The organism is Variovorax sp. Varisp46 (assembly GCF_059491885.1).
In genome coordinates, this window is sequence record NZ_CP168515.1 from 6,057,652 (window position 1) to 6,076,700 (window position 19,049).

Sequence of the window (19,049 nt, forward strand, 5' to 3'; positions counted from 1 at the left end):
CGCATAATCGCCGCGTATGGAAACCAAGTGGCTCGAAGACTTCATCAGTTTGGCGGAAACCCGCAGCTTCAGCCGCTCGGCGCAATTGAGGCATGTGACGCAGCCGGCGTTCTCCCGCCGCATCCAGGCGCTCGAAGGCTGGGCCGGCACCGACCTGGTGGACCGCAGTTCGTACCCCACGCGGCTCACGCCAGCGGGCCAGACGCTCTACAGCCAGGCCATCGAGATGCTGCAGTCGCTGCAGAGCACCCGGGCCATGCTGCGCGGGCACTCGGCCGCCGGGCAGGATGTGATCGAAATTGCCGTGCCGCACACGCTGGCCTTCACCTTCTTTCCCTCGTGGGTGACCAGCCTCAGGGAGCATTTCGGGCCCATCAAGAGCCGCCTGATCGCGCTCAACGTGCATGACGCGGTGCTGCGGCTGGTCGAAGGCAGCTGCGACCTGCTGATCGCCTACCACCACCCCTCGCAGCCGCTGCAGCTCGACGCCAACAAGTACGAGATGGTCAGCCTCGGCGAGGAAACCGTCGCCCCCTGGGTCAAGGCCGATGCCGAGGGCGCGCCGCGCTACCGCCTGCCGGGCCGGCCCGGCCAGCCGCTGCCCTACCTGGGCTATGCGCCGGGCGCCTACCTGGGGCGCGTGGTCGACCAGTTGCTGAAGGAATCGGGCACCGCCATCCACCTCGACCGGGTCTACGAAACCGACATGGCCGAGGGCCTGAAGGTGATGGCGCTCGAAGGGCACGGTATCGCCTTCCTGCCGCAGAGCGCGGTGCGCAAGGAGATCAAGGCGCGCAAGCTCGTGAGCGCGCTGCCGCCCGAGATCGACAGCCTGGAGGCGACGATGGAGATCCGCGCCTACCGCGAGCGGCCTGGCATGGCGGCCCCGCTCAGGGCCGGTGGCGGCCGCACTGCGAAGGCTTCGACCTCCGAGGGCTTGCAGCCCAAACGCACTGCCGATGCGTTATGGTCTTACCTGGTCGGCACGCAGCCCCAGCGTCAATGACCGGATTTTGTGCAACGCACAATCTATAAATGCCACGCATAGGACCCCCCGCAAACGGCATTGGCGCCCTTGAACCGGCGCCACTACAGTCGCGGCAGTTTTTTTGCCGTTGCAAGCAGCACAGCCCGGCACGCGCCTTGCGCGTGCTTTTTTTTAAGCCGAGGAACCAGCATGAGCTCCAATTTCAGGACTGAACACGACTTCCTCGGCGACAAGCAGATCCCCGCCGTCGCCTACTGGGGCGTGCACACGGCCCGCGCGGTCGAGAACTTCCCCATCTCCGGCACCCGCATCTCGGCCATGCCCGACCTGGTGCGTGCACTGGCCTACGTGAAGAAGGCCGCCACGCGCGCCAACGCCGACTTGGGCGCCATCGACCGCGACCGCGCGGCGGCCATCATCCTGGCCTGCGAGGACATCGTCGACGGCAAGCTGCTCGACGAGTTCGTGGTCGACGTGATCCAGGGCGGCGCCGGCACCTCGACCAACATGAACGCCAACGAGGTCATCTGCAACCTCGCGCTCGAGAAGCTGGGCCACGAGAAGGCGCGCTACGACGTGCTGCATCCCAACGACCACGTCAACGCCTCGCAGAGCACCAACGACGTGTACCCCACGGCCGTGCGCCTGGCGCTGTGGTTCGCCATCGACCGGCTGCTCGAATCGATGGCGTCGCTGCGCCGCAGCTTCGAGGCCAAGGCGCTCGAATTCAAGGACATCCTCAAGATCGGCCGCACGCAGCTGCAAGATGCCGTGCCGATGACGCTGGGCCAGGAGTTCCTGACCTACGCGATCATGATCGGGGAAGACGAGGCCCGCCTGGGCGAGGCGCGCGCCCTCATCGAGGAAATCAACCTCGGCGCGACTGCCATCGGTACCGGCATCAACGCGCCCCACGGCTACGCGAACCTCGCCTGCCAGTACCTCGCAGAGCAGACTGGCGTGCCGCTCAAGCAGGCCGCCAACCTCATCGAGGCCACGCAGGACACGGGTGCCTTCGTGCAGCTGTCGGGCGTGCTCAAGCGCGTGGCGACCAAGCTCAGCAAGACCTGCAACGACCTGCGCCTGCTGTCCAGCGGCCCGCAGGCCGGCTTCGGCGAGATCCGGCTGCCGGCGCGGCAGGCGGGCTCGTCGATCATGCCGGGCAAGGTCAACCCCGTGATTCCCGAGGTGATGAACCAGGTGGCCTTCGAGGTCATCGGCAACGACGTCACAGTCACGATGGCGTCCGAGGCCGGCCAGCTGCAGCTCAACGCCTTCGAACCGATCATGGGCTGGAGCCTGTTCAAGAGCATCCAGCACCTGAGCCGGGCCTGCAACACGCTGGAGAAGAACTGCGTCGTCGGCATCGAGGCCAACCGCGAGTTCCTCGCCAAGCGGGTGCGCGAATCGGTCACGCTGGTCACGGCGCTCAACCCGCTCATCGGCTACGAGAAGGCCGCGCTCATTGCCAAGACCGCGCTCGCCACGGGCGGGCCGATCGACGTGGTGGCCGAGTCGCTGGGCATCATGACGCGCGCCGAGATGGACGCGCTGCTGGTGCCCGAGAACCTGACGCAGCCGGTGCGCCTGTCGGCCGCGCCGGTTCCACCGGCCGCCGAGCCTTCGGGCACAAAGGCTGCTTAGTGAAAGTCGGACAATGCCAGGAGGCAGGATCGCACCAGGCTGGCGCTGCAATGCGCATGGCCGGTGCAGCGTGGGTGTGAATGCACCGGGTTGGTCCGGGTATCACGCAAAATGTGAATGTCTAGAATTTAGTTGTATCTGTTTCAGTCACCCTCAGGAGTTTTCTGTATGAAAAAACAAGCAATGGCATTGGCAATCGCGGCGCTCGCCACCAGCGGCGTCTTCGCTCAGGCCAATGACACCCTGGCCAAGATCAAGGCTTCGGGCACCATCACCGAAGGCGTGCGTGAATCCTCGGGCCTGTCGTACACGCTGGGCAACGGCCAATACACCGGCTTCCACTACGACGTCTGCGCCAACATCATCAAGGACCTCGAGAAGGCCGTCGGCAAGAAGCTCGAAGTCAAGTACCAGCCCGTGACCTCGCAGAACCGCATTCCCCTGGTGCAGAACGGCACCGTGGACATCGAGTGCGGCTCCACCACCAACAACGCCACCCGCCAGAAGGACGTGGCCTTCGGCGTGACCACCTACGTCGAAGAAACCAAGATCGTCGTCAAGGCCAACTCGGGCATCCACTCGCTGGCCGACCTGAAGGACAAGACAGTTGCCACCACCACCGGCACCACGCCGCTGCAGACCGTGCGCAAGCAGAAGCGCGCCGAGAACCTGACCTTCAAGGAGGTCTACGGCAAGGACCACTCCGACAGCTTCCTGCTGCTCGAAACCGGCCGTGCCGACGCCTTCGTGATGGACGGCTCGATCCTGGCTGCCCTGGCCGCCAAGTCGAAGTCGCCGAAGGACTACAAGATCCTGCCGGACGTGCTGGCCGTCGAACCCATCGGCATCATGATCCGCAAGGATGACCCGGCCTTCAAGAAGGCCGTGGACGACAGCATCAAGGCGCAGGCCAAGTCGGGCGAGCTCGCCAAGCTGTACGACAAGTGGTTCCTGAAGCCGATCCCGCCGGCTGGCGTGACCATCGGCCTGCCGCTGGGCGAAGCCACCAAGAACGCCTGGGCCAACCCGAACGACAAGCCGGCCGAAGAGTACGTCACCAAGGAATAAGCGCGCGTCGCTGCGTGATGACGCCCACCTTTCGCGGTGGGCGTTTCTTTTCAAGGGACTGGTTTTCGAAGAGACGGTGAAGAAGGAGTAAATACAAATGGGCAACTGGGATTGGCAGGTGTTCCTGCAAGACCCCGGGGGGGAATATCCGAGCTACCTGCAATGGATGCTCTCGGCGTGGGGCTGGACGGTGTCGGTCGCGCTGCTGGCGCTGATCGTGGCACTGGTGCTGGGCTCGCTGATCGGCATCATCCGCACGCTGCCTGACAGCCCGTGGCTGGTGCGGCTGGGCAATGCGTGGGTGGAGCTGTTCCGCAACATCCCGCTGCTGGTGCAGATCTTCCTCTGGTACCACGTGATCCCGGCGCTGATCCCGGTGATGAAGGGCGTGCCCAGCTTCATCCTCGTGGTGCTGGCGCTGGGCTTCTTCACCTCGGCGCGCATCGCCGAGCAGGTGCGCTCGGGCATCCAGGCGCTGCCCAAGGGCCAGCGCTACGCGGGCATGGCGGTGGGCTTCACCACCGCGCAGTACTACCGCTACGTGATCCTGCCGATGGCCTACCGCATCATCATCCCGCCGCTCACGAGCGAGACGATGAACATCTTCAAGAACTCGTCCGTCGCGTTCGCCGTGTCGGTCGCCGAGCTCACCATGTTCGCGATGCAGGCGCAGGAAGAAACCTCGCGCGGCATCGAGGTCTACCTCGCGGTGACGGCGTGCTACGTGGTGTCGGCCCTGGTCATCAACCGGCTCATGGCATTCATCGAGAAGAAGACCCGCGTACCGGGCTTCATCGTCTCGGCCAGCAGCGGCGGCGGAGGACACTGACATGATGAATCTCGACCTGTCGTTCTACAACTGGGACGTCATCAGCAACTTCGTCGTCAAGGGCTTCTACTTCAGCATCATGCTGACGATAGTGGCCACCATCGGCGGCGTGATCTTCGGCACCCTGCTGGCGCTCATGCGTCTGTCGGGCAAGAAGTGGCTCGATGCGCCCGCGGCGCTGTACGTCAACGGCATGCGAAGCATCCCGCTGGTGATGGTGATCCTGTGGTTCTTCCTGCTGGTGCCGGCGTCGTTCTATTCGCTGTTCGGTTCGGTCGGTTCCAACTACCGCTCCGAAATCTCGGCCGTGATCACCTTCGTCGCGTTCGAGGCAGCGTACTTCAGCGAGATCATGCGCGCGGGCATCCAGTCGATCCCGCGCGGCCAGGTGAACGCGGGCCAGGCGGTGGGCATGACCTACGGCCAGAACATGCGTCTCGTGGTGCTGCCGCAGGCCTTCCGCAACATGCTGCCGGTGCTGCTCACGCAGACCATCATCCTGTTCCAGGACACCTCGCTGGTCTACGCCATCGGCGCCTACGACATGCTCAAGGGCTTCGAAACCGCGGGCAAGAACTTCGGCCGTCCGATCGAGGCGTACCTGCTCGCGGCCGTCGTTTACTTCGTCATGTGCTACGCCCTTTCTTGGCTGGTGAAACGCCTGCACAAGAAGATCGCCATCATTCGCTGACCGAGTGGCTGAACCGGAGAGAAAGAAATGTCCGAAAAAATGATTGAAATCAAGAACGTATCGAAGTGGTATGGCCCGGTGCAGGTGCTCAACGACTGCAACGTGAACATCTCCAAGGGCGACGTGGTGGTGGTGTGCGGGCCCTCGGGCTCGGGCAAGTCCACCCTCATCAAGACCGTGAACGCGCTCGAGCCCTTCCAGAAGGGCGAGATCACCGTCAACGGCATCCCGCTGCACGACCCCAAGACCAACCTGCCCAAGCTGCGCTCCAAGGTCGGCATGGTGTTCCAGCACTTCGAGCTGTTCCCGCACCTGTCGGTGACCGAGAACCTCACGATCGCGCAGATCAAGGTGCTGGGCCGCACGCCCGACGAAGCCAAGACCCGTGGCCTGAAGATGCTCGACCGCGTGGGCCTGATGGCGCACAAGGACAAGTTCCCGGGCCAGCTGTCGGGCGGCCAGCAGCAGCGCGTGGCGATCGCCCGTGCGCTGTCGATGGACCCGATCGTGATGCTGTTCGACGAACCCACCTCGGCGCTCGACCCCGAGATGGTCGGCGAAGTGCTCGACGTGATGGTGAGCCTGGCCAAGGAAGGCATGACCATGATGGTGGTCACGCACGAAATGGCCTTCGCCCGCAAGGTTGCAAGCCGCGTGATCTTCATCGACGTGGGCGGCAGGATCCTCGAAGACTGCCCGAAGGACGAGTTCTTCAACCACCCGGAGAACCGTCAGCCGCGCACCAAGGACTTCCTGAACAAGATCCTGCAGCACTGACAAGCCGCTGCCGGGTTCAGGCAAAAGGGGCCGCGCTTCGAGAGCGCGGCCCCTTTTTCATTGGCGGCTGGCCCTGTGCAAGCGATCTATTTCGTGCCAGGGCTCGCCGCAAACACCTTGTCGAAGAACGCCGGAATCTCGCTGCCCAGCCGCGCCAGCAGCGCCTTGCGGTCGAAGCCTGGCGGATCGGCCCGAACGTCCCCGTCGTCCGTCGGGATCGCACTCGAGGGGGTGTCCATGAAGGCGAAGTGCCAGGCGTCGGGGATCCGCTGGAGTTCGGCGCCCGGCATGTTCTGCGCGACCCATTCGGCATGGAAGCGCGGAACGAGGAAGCGGTCCAGCTGCGCCTCGTAGATCCGCGTGGGCACGCGGATGTCCGCGAGCGAAGCGGCCGTGAAGGGAGCGCCAGCCGGAGCCATCGCCACGACCGCGCGTACCCGAGGGTCGCGCAGTGAAGGCAGCAGCGGCGAAAGGCGGCGCGAGAGTGCTCAGGGCAGCCGCGCAATGTGTTCCGTCAGCAAATCGAAGAAGCCTTGCGCATCGCCGTCGACGATCCAGTTCACGTTGGGTGCGCGATGCAGGCTGCCGTACCAGTCGGCCACCGTCTGGCCGAAGCCCATGCCCTCGCGGCTGTCGACCTCCACGTGGATGCGCCTGCCCTTGAAGAGCGAAGGCTGCAGCAGGTAGGCCGTGACGGTGGCGTCGTGCACCGGGCCGCCCGGCATGTCGTAGTGCTTCATCTCCTGAGGGGCGTAGGCGTCGAGGATGTCCGCGACGATCGCGCCGGCCCGGTTGCCGAGGCCGCGCAGCCGCGCGATGCGTTCGTCGCTCGTGAGGATCTTGTGTGTCACGTCCAGCGGCAGCATGGTGATGGGCACGCCGCTCTTCAGCAGCACCGCCTCGGCCGCATGCGGGTCGGCGAACACGTTGAACTCGGCCACCGGCGTGATGTTGCCGCCGTTGAAATGTGCGCCGGCCATGAGCACCAGCTCGCGCAGGCCGCGCACGATGTCGGGGGCTTGCTCGAGCGCCAGTGCAAGGTTGGTCTGCGGGCCGAGCATCGCGAGCGTCACGCTCTTCTCGGGGGCGGCGCGCAGCGTGCGCACCAGGTAGTCGACCGCATGGCCATCGGCCAGCGGCGCGGCGGGCTCGTACACATCGACGCCCGTGAGGCCCTCCTTGCCGTGGATGTTGGCCGCGTAGATCGGCGTGCGCTGCAGGGGCCGCTCGGCGCCCGCGTACACCGGGATCTCCGGCCGCCCGGCCCATTCGCAGGCCAGCCGTGCGTTGCGCGAGGTCTTGGCCAGCGGCACGTTGCCGGCCACCGTCGTCAGCGCCTCGATGCGCAGCCGCTCGGGCGCCGCCATCGCGAACAGCAGCGCGATCACGTCATCGGCGCCGGGGTCGGTGTCGATGATGAGCGTGTGCACCGTGGCGTCGGTGGATGGCGTGGGTTGCATGACAAGGTTCCTCGGCGGGCGCGAAAGGTGCGCCCTGCCGGGCAAGTCTGCCAGAGCGCCGGTGCCTGTCAGGGCGCGTCGCCGGCGTTGGCTGGCGACTTTTTCGGGGCGGTGCACAGGGCACGCTGCTGGCTACAGCGCCTTCACCAGTTCCGGCACAGCCGTGAACAGGTCGGCCACGAGCCCGTAGTCGGCCACCGAGAAGATCGGCGCTTCCTCGTCCTTGTTGATCGCCACGATCACCTTGGAGTCCTTCATGCCGGCCAAGTGCTGGATCGCACCCGAGATGCCGGCAGCGATGTACAGCTGCGGCGCCACGATCTTGCCCGTCTGGCCCACCTGCCAGTCGTTCGGCGCGTAGCCCGCATCCACGGCTGCGCGGCTGGCGCCCAGGCCCGCGTTGAGCTTGTCGGCCAGCGGCGCCATCACCTCGGTGAACTTCTCGGCGCTGCCCAGGGCCCGGCCGCCCGAGACGATGATCTTGGCGGCCGTCAGCTCGGGGCGTTCGCTCTTCGTGACTTCCCGGCCCACGAAGCTGCTCTTGCCGCTGTCGGCCACGCCTTCGGCCGTTTCGACCGTGGCGCTGCCACCGGTCGCAGCTGCGGCGTCGAAGCCGGTCGTGCGCACCGTGATCACCTTGATCGGGTCTGCGCTCTGCACGGTGGCGATGGCATTGCCTGCATAGATCGGACGCTCGAAGGTGTCGGGGCTGTCGACCTTGGTGATGTCGCTGATCTGCGCCACGTCGAGCTTGGCGGCCACGCGCGGCGCGACGTTCTTGCCGTTGGCGGTCGAGGGGAACAGGATGTGGCTGTAGCTGGATGCGATCGCCAGCACCTGGGCTGCGACGTTCTCGGCCAGGTTCTCGGCCAGGCTCGGGCTGTCGGCCACGATGACCTTGGCCACGCCGGCGATCTGCGCGGCGGCCTTGCCGGCTTCGGCAGCATTGGCTCCGGCCACGAGCACGTGGACGTCGCCGCCGCAGGCCAGCGCTGCGGTCACGGTGTTCAGGGTCGCGGGCTTGACGCTCGCGTGGTCGTGTTCGGCAATAACAAGTGCGGTCATGTTCAGATCACCTTCGCTTCGTTCTTCAGTTTGTCCACCAGCGTTGCAACGTCAGGCACCTTGATGCCGGCACCGCGCTTGGGCGGCTCGCTGACCTTGAGGGTCTTCAGGCGCGGCTTGACATCCACGCCCAGGTCCTCGGGCTTGAAGACGTCGAGCTGCTTCTTCTTGGCCTTCATGATGTTGGGCAGCGTCACGTAGCGCGGCTCGTTCAGGCGCAGGTCGGTGGTGATGACCGCGGGCAGCGTGAGAGCAACAGTCTCCAGGCCGCCGTCGACTTCGCGGGTGACCGTGGCCTTGCCGTCGGCGACTTCGACCTTGGAGGCGAAGGTGGCCTGGGGAAGGTCAGCCAGGGCTGCCAGCATCTGGCCGGTCTGGTTGGCGTCGTCGTCGATGGCCTGCTTGCCCAGGATGATGAGCTGGGGCTGTTCCTTGTCGACCAGGGCCTTGAGCAGCTTGGCCACGGCCAGGGGCTGCAGTTCTTCGGTGGTCTCGACCAGGATGCCGCGGTCGGCGCCGATGGCCATGGCGGTGCGCAGGGTTTCCTGGCACTTGGCGTCACCGCAGGACACGGCGATGACCTCGGTGACCACGCCCTTTTCCTTCAGGCGAACCGCTTCTTCCACCGCGATCTCGTCGAAGGGGTTCATGCTCATCTTGACGTTGGCAATGTCCACCCCGGTGCCGTCGCTCTTCACGCGCACCTTGACGTTGTAATCGACGACCCGTTTGACAGGTACGAGAACCTTCATGGCTGTTCCTCTTGAATGACAAAGAAATGGATTACTCGAGCTTGGCGCCCGACTGCTTGATCAGCCGCTCCCACACCGGGCGTTCCTGCTTCCAGGCTGCGGCGAAGAGCTCGGGCGAGCTGTCCTTGATCTCGAAGCCCATGGCCGCCACGCGCTCGCGCACGTCGGGCTGCTGCGTGGCCTTGCGCACTTCTTCGGCGATGCGGTCCACGATGGGCTTCGGCGTCTTCGCGGGCATGGCGACGGCGAGCCAGCCGGTCACGCGATAGGCCTCGTCCTTCATGCCCTGCTCGGCCAGCGTGGGCACGTTGGGCAGCGTGCTCATGCGGCGCTCGCCGGTCACGCCCAGCGCGCGGATCTTTCCGGAATCGATGTGCGGCTTGGCCACCAGCGCGCTCGCGTAGGCCATCTGGATCTGGCCGCCGATCAGGTCCTGCATCATCGGCGCCTCGCCCTTGTAGGCGACGTGGCTCATGTCGGACTGTGTCGCCAGGCTCATGTGCGCGCCGGCCAGGTGCGGATAAGCGCCCACGCCGTACGAGCCGTAGGCCACCTTGCCCTTGTTGGCGACGACGTACTTCAGCAGCTCCGGCCCGGTCTTCGCCGGCACGCTGGGGTGCACCACCAGCACCAGCGGCGCCATCGCGATCTGATAGACCAGCGTAAGGTCGCGCTGCGTGTCGTAGGGCAGCTTCTCGTAGAGGAACTCGTTGGTCATGAGCGAATTGCTCAGGCCCAGCACGATGGTGTAGCCGTCGGGCGCCGACTTAGCGACCGCGTCGGTGCCGATGATGCCGGCCGCGCCGGGCTTGTTGTCGATGATGATGGGCTGGCCCAGGCCGGCCGACATCTTCTGGCCCAGCACGCGCGCCAGCACGTCGGTGGCGCCACCCGCGGCGAAGGGCACGACCATGCGGATCGGCTTGTTCGGGTAGGCGTTCTGCGCCTGTGCCTGCATGCACAGCGCGGCGACGGAAGCAGTGGCGCACAGCAGCAGCGCGCGCCGGGTCGGAAGGCGGAAGGTCATGGCTTGTCTCTGTCTATGGTTTCTGAAAAAGATCATTGCGCCGCGATGCGCGTCTTGAACGGCAGCGGCTCCAGCGCCTTCTGCAGCCGTTCCTGCAGCGGCGCGGCGAGCGAGCCTGCCGCGGCGCTGTCGATCTGCACGCGTACGAGGCTCTCGCCTTCAGTCTTCACGACGGGCAGCGCGGCCTCTGGCACGCCGAGTTCGGCGCAGGCTTCGGCGACGGCCGCGTTCACCACCTGCAGCGCGGCCATCGCGCGCAGCTCGGGCTTGTAGATCTTGCCCACGTTGGTCATCGGCATGGCCCCGATCACCGACACCCACTTGGGCCGCGCCGGCGCCTCGTCGACGCGCGCGGCGGTGAAGGCCAGCAGCTCTTCTTCCGTTGCCGATGCACCGGGCACCAGGGTCGCGAAGATCACGGGCAGTTCGCCCGCATAGGCATCGGGCGCGCCCACCGCGGCGCACAGCTGCACAGCCGGGTGCGCACCCAGCGCGTCCTCGATGGTCTTGGGGTCGATGTTGTGGCCGCTGCGGATGATCAGGTCTTTCGAGCGGCCCGTGAGGTTGAGCCGCTCTTCGCTGTCGATCCAGCCGAGGTCGCCGGTGGCGAGCCAGCCGTCGGCCGTGAAGGCCTTGGCATTGTCGGCCGGGTCCACGAAGCCCGAGAACAGGTTCGGCGACTTGAACAGCACCATGCCGGTTTCGCCCGGCGCCAACTCGCGGTCGCTGGCATTGCCGTTCTCGTCGAGCGCCACCACGCGCATCTGCATGTACGGCAGCCGAAAGCCCACGCAGCCCGCGGGCCCGTCCACACCCGGCGGCGTGATGGTCGAGATGCCGGCCATCTCCGTCATGCCCAGGCTCTCGTGCACGTGCAGGCCGAACAGGCGCTCGAAGCGCGCGGCCAGCTCGGGCGCAAGCACGGCGGCGCCGGTGCGGCAGTAGGTGATCGATGAAATGTCCGCGCCGTTCAGCGGCACGTTGGCCAGCGCCGCGAGCACGGTGGGCACGGCCGAGAGCGAGGTCGGGCGGTACTTCTCCACCAGCTTCCAGTAGTTGGCCAGCACCTCCTTGTTGCGCAGCAGCGAGGTCGTCGGGATGATCACCTCCACGCCCGCCGACAGCGCCGCCAGCGAGGCCGGCAGCACGCCCGCCACATGGAACAGCGGGTAGCCGTTGATGGAGATGCCGTTCTCGTTCATGCCCGCGACCTGCACGCTGGCCCAGGCGGTGAACACCTGCGCGCCGTGGCTGTGGCGCGCGAGCTTCGGCGCGCCCGTGGTGCCGCCGGTGTGGAAGTACGCAGCGATGTCGGTGGGTGCGATGTCCCGCCCGCTCACGAGCCGATCAGATGGTTGTGCCGCACGCAGCACATCGAACTCCGCCACGCCCGGCAGCGCGGTCGCGCTGTCCGATCCTGCTCCAGGCAGCGTGCCGGCCGTGCCCGGCACCTCGTCGTGCGGCGCCACGCGCAGCACGGTGGTCAGCGTGGGCACCTGGCCGCGCAGGCGCATGGCCTTCGACCACATGCCCGATTCGGCGTCCGAGCCGTAGGCGATCAGCACCTTGGCGCGGCCGGCGGTCATCAGCGCGACCAGCTTCTCGTCGGTCAGCAGCGGGTTCAGCGGCTGCACGATGCCGGCCGCCTCTCCACCCCACAGCGCGAGGTGGTACTCCAGGCAACCGGGCAAAAGCACCGCGACCGCATCGTGGGGCCCGACGCCCAGCGCGTGCAGCATGTTCGCGGTCTGGTGGATGCGCGCGAGCAGTTCGGCGTACGACCAGCGGATCGGCTCGTCGGCCGGGTTGCCGGTGCGCAGGAAGGTCAGCGCGGTCTTGCCGCCGAAGGCAAGGCCCGCGTTGCGGAAGATCTCGTAGGTGCTGCGCACCGTGAGCGCCTGTTCCAGCGGTGTCTCTTCGAGCCGGTGGATGTCCGCCAGGCTGCGGACGGGAAATGCGGGGCGGAACGGCGCGCCGACCGGCGTCTTGTGGTTCTTGTTTTCGTTGTTTGTCATGTCTGTCTCCTTGATGCCGGTCGTCGGCCGCCTGCCGTTTTACTGGGCCGTGATGTGGTTGTCGCGAATGACCTTGCCCCAGCGCTCGAAATCCTCGCGCATGCGCGCGCCGGTCTGCTCGGGCGTGCGGTAGGCCGCGAAGGAGCCGACGCCCTGGAGCCTGTCCTGCACTTCCTTGTCGGCCAGCGCCGCCTTCAGTTCGGCACTCATGCGGTCGACCACGTCCTTGGGCGTGCCGGCGGGCGCCAGCAGGCCGCCCCACGAGGTCGCATCGAAGCCCGGGAAGCCCTGCTCGGCCACCGTCTTCACGTCGGGCAGCAGGCTCACGCGCTGGCCGGAGCCGACCGCGATGGCGCGCAGCTTGCCGGCCTTGACGTGCGGCAGCACGCCCACGAGGTCGGAGAACATCGCGGGCACCTGGCCGCCTATCAGGTCGGTCACTGCCGGCGCGCTGCCGCGATAGGGCACGTGCTGCATGTCGAACTTGCCGATGGTCTTGAGCTGCTCGGTCGTCAGGTGGCCGAAGCTGCCGGCGCCGGCCGTCGTGTAGTTGAGCTTGCCGCCTTCGGCCTTGGCCTTCGCGATCAGGCCCTGCAGGCTGTTCACCTCGGGCAGCGACTTGGGGTTGACCACCAGCACGATCGGCAGGTCGTACACCGAGCCCACGGGCGTGAAGTTCTTGAAGATGTCGTAGCCGGTCGGGCCGTACAGGTGCGCGGCCAGCAGCGTCGGCGTGGCCAGCATCACGAAGGTGTAGCCGTCGGGCGCGGCGCGGGCCGCGGCGGCGGCGCCCACGGTGCCCGAGGCGCCGCTGCGGTTGTCGATCACGATGTTCTGCTTGAGCGCGGCCGACATCTTCTGCGCCACGATGCGCGAGGCCACGTCGGTCGGGCCACCGGGCGGGAAGGGCACGATCAGCGTGATGGGCTTTGCAGGCCACGCTTGGGCGAAGGCGCTGCCAGCGATGAGCGGCAGGGCGAGTGCGAGAAGGGCGCGGCGAATGGGACTGGGGAGGGAAAGGGAGGCCATTGGGTCTTGTCTACTTTGGAAATGCGGGCGCCTGTCTTCTTCAGACGACGCCACTCGTTTTCAGGGCCGCCAGCTTTTCGTCCGACAGGCCGAGCAGCGACTGCAGCACGTCGTGCGTGCCTTCGCCCAGGGTGGGCGGCGCGCTGCGCACGGGCAGGCGCTCGCCGTCGAAACGGTAGGGGGGCGCCAGCACGTTGACCGTGCCGGCCACCGGATGCGGCTGCGTGGTGACGAGGCCGGCGTCGGTGGCGCGCTTCGATTGCAGCGCCTCCAGCAGGCCCAGCACCTCGCCGCACGGAATGCCCGAAGCCGTGAGCCTGGCGAGCAGGTCGGCGCGCTGGCGCTTCGCCAGTTCGGCATGCAGTTCGGGCAGCAGCACCGCGCGGTTCGCGGAACGCAGGATGTTGGTCTTGAAGCGCTCGTCGGCTGCGAGGTCGGGCCGTTCGATCACATCGGTGCAGAAGCGCGCGAACTGCGCGTTGTTGCCCACGGTGATGACGAGCGGGCCGTCGGCCGCGTCGAACACGCCGTACGGCACGATCGAGGGATGCGAGTTGCCGTAGCGTGGCGGGTCTTCGCCCATCAGCAGCGCCTCGAGGCCGTAGTAGGCGGTGATCATCAGGCCGCAGTCGAACAGCGCCATCTCCACGTGCCGGCCCTTGCCGGTCTTCTCGCGCTGGTAGAGCGCGGCCAGGATGGCCTGCGCCGAGTACATGCCGGTGAACAGGTCGACCGCGGCCACGCCGAACTTCAGCGGCGGTTGGTTCGCTTCGCCATTGAGCGCCATCAGCCCGGCCTCGCCTTGAACGACGAGGTCGTAGCCCGGCCGCGCGGCTTCGGGCCCGGTGCGGTCGTAGCCCGAGATCGAGCAGTAGATGAGACCCGGCTGCTCCTTGCTCAACTGCTCGTAGCCGAGGCCCAGCTTGTCGATGCCGCCGAACTTGAAGTTCTGGATCACCACGTCGCACTGCTTGGCGAGATCGCGCGCGAGCTGCTGGCCTTCGGGCGTCTGCAGGTCGAGCGTGACCGAGCGCTTGTTGCGGTTCACGCTGTTGAAGTAGGCCGTCTCGGTCTTGCCGACGCGCAGGCCCCAGTCGCGCGTGTCGTCGCCGCGGCCCGGGTGCTCGACCTTGATGACCTCGGCGCCCATGTCGGCCAGCACCATGCCGCACCAGGGCCCCGCGAGGATGCGGGACAGATCGAGGACGCGCACGCCGGCCAGCGGCAGCGAGGAATTCAGCGAGGACATGGCAACTCCGGAAAGATTGAAAACCCCCGCACCCGCGCGCAAGGGTCTGGAGGAAGGGGCACGGCGCGCGTCAGGACGCGGCCTGCTTGCGGCGGCGCAGCGCGACGAAATCGGCGCTGCGCTTGCCGAGGAACGCACCGATGCCTTCGGCCGATTCGGCGTCGCCTTGCGACTCGACCATGAACACGGCCTCGGCGTCGAGCTGCTCTTCGAGCGTGGCGTGGTGCGCCTGGCGGCACAGCGTCTTGATGCGTGCGCTCGCGCGCTGCGGACCGGTCGCGACCTTGGCCGCGAGCGCGATGGCCTCGGCCAGCGCGGCGCCCTTGTCGGTGAGGCGGTTGACGGCGCCCAGCGCATGCAGGCGCTCGGCCGGCATGCGGTCGCCGGTCAGGCACATCTCGGTCAGCACCTGGCGCGAGACGAACTCCGCGAGGAAGGCCGTGGCGCCGCCGTCCGGCGTGAGGCCGACCTTCACATAGGCGACTGTGTAGAACGCATCGCGCGCCGACACGAGCATGTCGCAGGCCAGCGCCATCGACAGGCCCGCGCCGGCCGCGCCGCCTTCCACGGCCGCGATCACGGGCTTGCTGCAGTCGCGCAGCGCGCGGATCAGGTTGTTGAGGCCTTCGAGAATCTCGCGGCGCTCGGCCGCCGGCAGTTCGCGCCGCTTGGCCAGCAGGTTGAGGTCGCCGCCGGAGCAGAAGAAATCGCCCGCGCCGGTGAAGACAATGGCGCCGACCTCGGGGTCGTCCTGCGCATCGACGAGCGCGGCCGAGAGCTCGGCATACAGCGTCGGCGTGATCGCGTTGCGCGCGGCGGGGTTGCTGTTGGTCAGGATGCGGACGGCGCCTTCCTGCGAGATCAACACGGTCTTGCCGCTCATGCCGCCAGCTCCTTGCCGAGCGCGATATAGCGCTGCAAGTGGTGATCTTCGTCGCCCAGTTGGTGGTCGATCATCACGAGGCGCTTGGCGTAGTGCGGCAGCGGCAGCTCCCAGGTCATGCCGATGCCGCCGTGCATCTGGATGCTTTCTTCCGCCACCAGCGCACCGATGCGGCCGATGCTGAACTTGGCGGCCGAGAGCGCGCGCTCGCGCGCCACGCGGTCCGTGCCGTCGATGGCGGCCGCGGCGTTGATCACGGCCGAGCGGGCCTGCTCGATCTCGAGCAGCAGGTCGGCCATGCGGTGCTGCAGCGCCTGGAAGCTGCCGATGAGAATGCCGAACTGCTTGCGCGTGCGCAGGTATTCCAGCGTGGCGGCCTTGGCGGCTTCCATCGCGCCCAGCGCTTCGGCGCACAGCGCGAGCACGCCGCGGCCGATGGCGCGTTCCAGCGTGGCGTGGCCCTGGCCTTCGGCGCCGAGCAGCGCGCCGGCGCCCAGCTTGACGCCGTCGAACGCGAGCTCGGCGACCCGGCCGCCGTCGATCGAGGGGCAGCCGCGCACCGCGAGGCCCGCAGTCTTGGCGGGCACGAGGAACAGCGAGATGCCGGTTTCGTCGTCCACGTTGCCCGAGGTGCGCGCGGAAACCAGGAACAGGTCGGCCTGCTCGCCCTGCGGCACCACGGCCTTGGCGCCGTGCAGCACCCAGCCGTCGCCGCTGCGTTCGGCCCTGGTCTGTACGCGCGTGCGCTCGTAGTGCGTGTCGGCTTCGTCGTGCGCGAAGGCCGCGACGGTCACGCCGTTGATGATGTCGCCGAGCTTCTTTTTCTGCGCGTCGCTGCCGGCGGCGCTGATCGCCTCGCCGACCATCACCGCGCCCAGCAGCGGCTCGACCACGAGGCCGCGGCCCAGTGCCTCGAAGACCACGGCAATGTCGAAGCCGCCGCCGCCGAAGCCGCCATCGGCCTCGCCGAACAGCGCGCCGATCACGCCCAGTTCGGCGAACTGCTGGAAGATTTCCTTGCTGAACCCGTGCTGCGACTTCGCGATGCGGTCGCGCGCATCGAAGGCGTACTGCTCGGCGATGAAGCGGTTCAGGCTGTCGGCGAGCATGCGCCGGTCTTCGGTGTGTTCGAAGTTCATTGCATGTCTCCTTACAGGCCCAGGATCATCTTGCTGATGATGTTCTTCTGGATTTCGTTCGAGCCGCCGAAGATCGACAGCTTGCGGTTGTTGAAGTAGCGCGATGCGGCTGCCTTCGCGTAGGCCGGGCCGAAGGTCTCGCCGTCGAAGCCGTCGTGCAGCGCTTCCTCGATGAAGGGCCGGCCGTAGACGCCCATCGCGCGGCGCGCGAGCGACGAGATCTCCTGCCGGATCTCGGTGCCGCGGATCTTGAGCATCGAGCTTTCCGCGCCCGGCACGCCGCCGCCGGCCACCGCCGCGATCACGCGCAGGTTGGTGGTCTTCATGTTCTCCAGGTCGATCTCGACGCGTGCCATGCGTGCCGCGAACGCAGGGTCTTCGTTCAATGGCTTGCCGTTCTTCGTTTGCGTCGCGGCGATGCCCTTGAGCTGCTCCAGCGCGGCCACCGAGAAGCCCACGCCCGCGATGTTGGTGCGCTCGTACGTCAGCAGGTACTTGGCGCAGGTCCAGCCCTTATTCTCTTCGCCGACCAGGTTCTCGGCCGGCACGCGCACGTCGGAGAAGAACACCTCGTTCACTTCATGCTCGCCGTCGAGCGTGATGATCGGGCGCACTTCCACGCCGGGCGAAGTCATGTCGATCAGCAGGAAGCTGATGCCTTCCTGCTTCTTCGCCTCGCGGTTCGTGCGCACCAGGCAGAAGATCATGTTGGCGTGCTGGCCCAGCGTGGTCCAGGTCTTCTGGCCGTTCACGATGAAGTGGTCGCCCTGCGCGTCGAGGCCGCGCACGGACGAGGTCTTCACGGCCGCGAGGTCGGAGCCCGCGCCGGGTTCCGAGTAGCCCTGGCACCACCAGTCGTCGCCGTTCAGGATGCGCGGCAGCCAGCGGCGCTTCTGCGCCTCGTTGCCGTACTTGATGAGCACCGGACCCAGCATGTTCACGCCGAAGGGCACGATGCGCGGCGCAAAAGCCAGCGCGCATTCGTGCTCGAAGATGAATTTCTCGACCGCCGTCCAGCCGGGGCCGCCGTACTGCTCGGGCCAGTGGTTGGCGAGCCAGCCGCGCTCGTTGAGGATGGTGTGCCATTCCTCCATGTCGGCCTTCTCGAGGATCTTGCCGCTGCGCACTTTCTCGGACAGCCGCACCGGCAGCTTGGCGGCCAGAAAGGCGCGCACTTCGCTGCGGAAGGCTTCTTCTTCGGAGGTGAAGTTCAGGTCCATCGCGGGCTCCTCAATAAATCTCGAACAGGCCGGCAGCGCCCATGCCACCGGCGATGCACATCGTGACCACGGCGTATTTGGCGCCGCGGCGCTTGCCTTCGATGAGCACATGGCCCGTGAGGCGGGCGCCGGTCATGCCGAAAGGATGGCCGATGGAGATCGCGCCGCCGTTCACGTTCAGGCGCTCCGAGGGAATGCCCAGCCTGTCCTGGCAGTAGATCGACTGCGAGGCGAAGGCTTCGTTGAGTTCCCACAGGCCGATGTCCTCGACCTTCAGGCCGTGGCGCGCGAGCAGCTTGGGCACCGCGAAGACCGGGCCGATGCCCATCTCGTCGGGCTCGCAGCCGGCCAGCGCGAGGCCGCGGAAGGCGCCCAGCGGCTTGATGTTGGCGCGCTCCGCGTCCCTGGCCTCCATCAGCACGCAGGCCGATGCGCCGTCGGACAGCTGCGAGGCGTTGCCGGCGGTGATGAACTTGTCCTCGCCCATCACCGGCTTCAGCTTGGCGAGCGCTTCGTAGGTGGTGCCGCGGCGGTTGCAGTTGTCCTCGGTGGCGGTGACTTCGCGATAAGTGACTTCCTTGGTCTCCTTGTCGGTCACGGCCATCGTGGTGGTGCAGGCCACGATCTCGTCCTTGTAGCGGCCGGCCAGTTGCGCCTCTTCGGTCTTGCGCTGGCTCTCGGCGGAGAAGCGGTCCTGCGCTTCGCGGCTGATGTTGTAGCGCTTGGCGACGATGTCGGCCGTGTCGATCATGGCCATGTAGAGATCGGGCTTGTGCTCGACGATCCACGGGTCCAGGCTGAGGTCGCCACCGTCGCCGGGGCTGCGGCCGCGGATCTGCGAGATGCTCTCCACGCCGCCCGCGATCATGGCCGGCGCGCCGTCCACGACGATGCGGCCGGCGGCCATCGCGATGGCCTGAAGGCCCGAGGCGCAGAAGCGGTTCACCGTGGTGCCGGCGATGCTGATGGGCAGGCCCGAGCGGATGATGCTCTGGCGCGCGATGTTGCGGCCGGTGGTGCCCTCGGGATAGCCGCAGCCGAGGATCGCGTCCTCGATCAGCGCCGGGTCCAGGCCCGAGCGCTCGACCGCGGCCTTCACCGCGAAGGAGGCCAGCGTGGCGCCGGGGGTGATGTTGAATTCGCCGCGATGCGCCTTGGTGAGAGGGGTGCGGGCGGTGGAAACGATGACGGCTTCACGCATGGAAATGGCTCC

18 protein-coding genes are annotated in these 19,049 nt (G+C 67.0%); 6 read left to right on the top strand and 12 right to left on the bottom strand.

The genetic code is table 11. The features are described from left to right. Positions 1-16: 16 nt before the first annotated feature. From ACEN9N_RS28530 to ACEN9N_RS28555, 6 genes are all read left to right on the top strand, one after another. Positions 17-1,006 carry a LysR substrate-binding domain-containing protein gene (locus ACEN9N_RS28530; RefSeq protein WP_007838238.1) on the top strand — a complete coding sequence of 330 codons (990 nt, stop codon included), beginning with the start codon at positions 17-19 and terminating at the stop codon, positions 1,004-1,006. Positions 1,007-1,177: 171 nt separating this feature from the next. Continuing rightward, positions 1,178-2,632 (top strand): aspartate ammonia-lyase, encoded by a 1,455-nt coding sequence (locus ACEN9N_RS28535; protein WP_007838240.1) that lies wholly within the window; start codon positions 1,178-1,180, stop codon positions 2,630-2,632. Positions 2,633-2,800: 168 nt separating this feature from the next. Beyond that, on the top strand, positions 2,801-3,700 hold the full coding sequence (locus tag ACEN9N_RS28540) for an amino acid ABC transporter substrate-binding protein (RefSeq protein WP_007838242.1): 900 nt from the start codon (positions 2,801-2,803) through the stop codon (positions 3,698-3,700). A gap of 97 nt (positions 3,701-3,797) precedes the next feature. Further along, the gene (locus ACEN9N_RS28545) at positions 3,798-4,529 is read left to right on the top strand and encodes an amino acid ABC transporter permease (protein ID WP_007838244.1); all 732 of its coding nucleotides are present in this window, start codon (positions 3,798-3,800) and stop codon (positions 4,527-4,529) included. 1 nt (position 4,530) lies between these two features. Further along, on the top strand, positions 4,531-5,220 hold the full coding sequence (locus tag ACEN9N_RS28550) for an amino acid ABC transporter permease (RefSeq protein WP_007838246.1): 690 nt from the start codon (positions 4,531-4,533) through the stop codon (positions 5,218-5,220). Positions 5,221-5,259: 39 nt separating this feature from the next. Then, positions 5,260-5,997, top strand: a complete 738-nt coding sequence (locus ACEN9N_RS28555; RefSeq protein ID WP_056513337.1) for an amino acid ABC transporter ATP-binding protein — start codon at positions 5,260-5,262, stop codon at positions 5,995-5,997. An 86-nt stretch (positions 5,998-6,083) separates the two neighbouring features. Here the strand turns inward: ACEN9N_RS28555 and ACEN9N_RS28560 are convergent, their stop codons facing one another. The 12 genes from ACEN9N_RS28560 to ACEN9N_RS28615 all read right to left on the bottom strand — a co-directional run bounded on the left by ACEN9N_RS28560 (position 6,084) and on the right by ACEN9N_RS28615 (position 19,037). After that, positions 6,084-6,416, bottom strand: coding sequence for a hypothetical protein (locus tag ACEN9N_RS28560; RefSeq protein ID WP_495655071.1), 333 nt, complete (start codon positions 6,414-6,416; stop codon positions 6,084-6,086). 69 nt (positions 6,417-6,485) lie between these two features. Further along, on the bottom strand, positions 6,486-7,457 hold the full coding sequence (locus ACEN9N_RS28565) for a nucleoside hydrolase (protein WP_495655072.1): 972 nt from the start codon (positions 7,455-7,457) through the stop codon (positions 6,486-6,488). A gap of 132 nt (positions 7,458-7,589) precedes the next feature. Continuing rightward, on the bottom strand, positions 7,590-8,522 hold the full coding sequence (locus ACEN9N_RS28570; protein ID WP_495655073.1) for an electron transfer flavoprotein subunit alpha/FixB family protein: 933 nt from the start codon (positions 8,520-8,522) through the stop codon (positions 7,590-7,592). A 2-nt stretch (positions 8,523-8,524) separates the two neighbouring features. Further along, complete coding sequence (locus tag ACEN9N_RS28575) at positions 8,525-9,274, bottom strand: electron transfer flavoprotein subunit beta/FixA family protein (protein WP_413315489.1); 750 nt, start codon at positions 9,272-9,274, stop codon at positions 8,525-8,527. A gap of 31 nt (positions 9,275-9,305) precedes the next feature. Next, positions 9,306-10,301, bottom strand: coding sequence for a Bug family tripartite tricarboxylate transporter substrate binding protein (locus ACEN9N_RS28580; RefSeq protein ID WP_495655074.1), 996 nt, complete (start codon positions 10,299-10,301; stop codon positions 9,306-9,308). A gap of 32 nt (positions 10,302-10,333) precedes the next feature. Continuing rightward, complete coding sequence (locus ACEN9N_RS28585; protein ID WP_495656432.1) at positions 10,334-12,241, bottom strand: acyl-CoA synthetase; 1,908 nt, start codon at positions 12,239-12,241, stop codon at positions 10,334-10,336. A 114-nt stretch (positions 12,242-12,355) separates the two neighbouring features. After that, a complete protein-coding gene (locus ACEN9N_RS28590; RefSeq protein WP_495655075.1) occupies positions 12,356-13,345 on the bottom strand; it encodes a Bug family tripartite tricarboxylate transporter substrate binding protein in 990 nt (329 codons plus the stop codon). A 40-nt stretch (positions 13,346-13,385) separates the two neighbouring features. Further along, a complete protein-coding gene (locus tag ACEN9N_RS28595; RefSeq protein WP_413316074.1) occupies positions 13,386-14,594 on the bottom strand; it encodes a CaiB/BaiF CoA transferase family protein in 1,209 nt (402 codons plus the stop codon). Positions 14,595-14,664: 70 nt separating this feature from the next. Then, the gene (locus ACEN9N_RS28600; RefSeq protein ID WP_495655076.1) at positions 14,665-15,477 is read right to left on the bottom strand and encodes an oxepin-CoA hydrolase, alternative type; all 813 of its coding nucleotides are present in this window, start codon (positions 15,475-15,477) and stop codon (positions 14,665-14,667) included. Next, positions 15,474-16,616, bottom strand: coding sequence for an acyl-CoA dehydrogenase family protein (locus ACEN9N_RS28605; RefSeq protein ID WP_495655077.1), 1,143 nt, complete (start codon positions 16,614-16,616; stop codon positions 15,474-15,476). The genes ACEN9N_RS28600 and ACEN9N_RS28605 overlap by 4 nt, the downstream gene beginning before the upstream one ends. Before the next feature lie 11 nt (positions 16,617-16,627). Continuing rightward, complete coding sequence (locus ACEN9N_RS28610) at positions 16,628-17,836, bottom strand: acyl-CoA dehydrogenase family protein (RefSeq protein ID WP_495655078.1); 1,209 nt, start codon at positions 17,834-17,836, stop codon at positions 16,628-16,630. 10 nt (positions 17,837-17,846) lie between these two features. Continuing rightward, on the bottom strand, positions 17,847-19,037 hold the full coding sequence (locus ACEN9N_RS28615; protein ID WP_007837540.1) for an acetyl-CoA C-acyltransferase: 1,191 nt from the start codon (positions 19,035-19,037) through the stop codon (positions 17,847-17,849). Positions 19,038-19,049 lie beyond the last annotated feature (12 nt).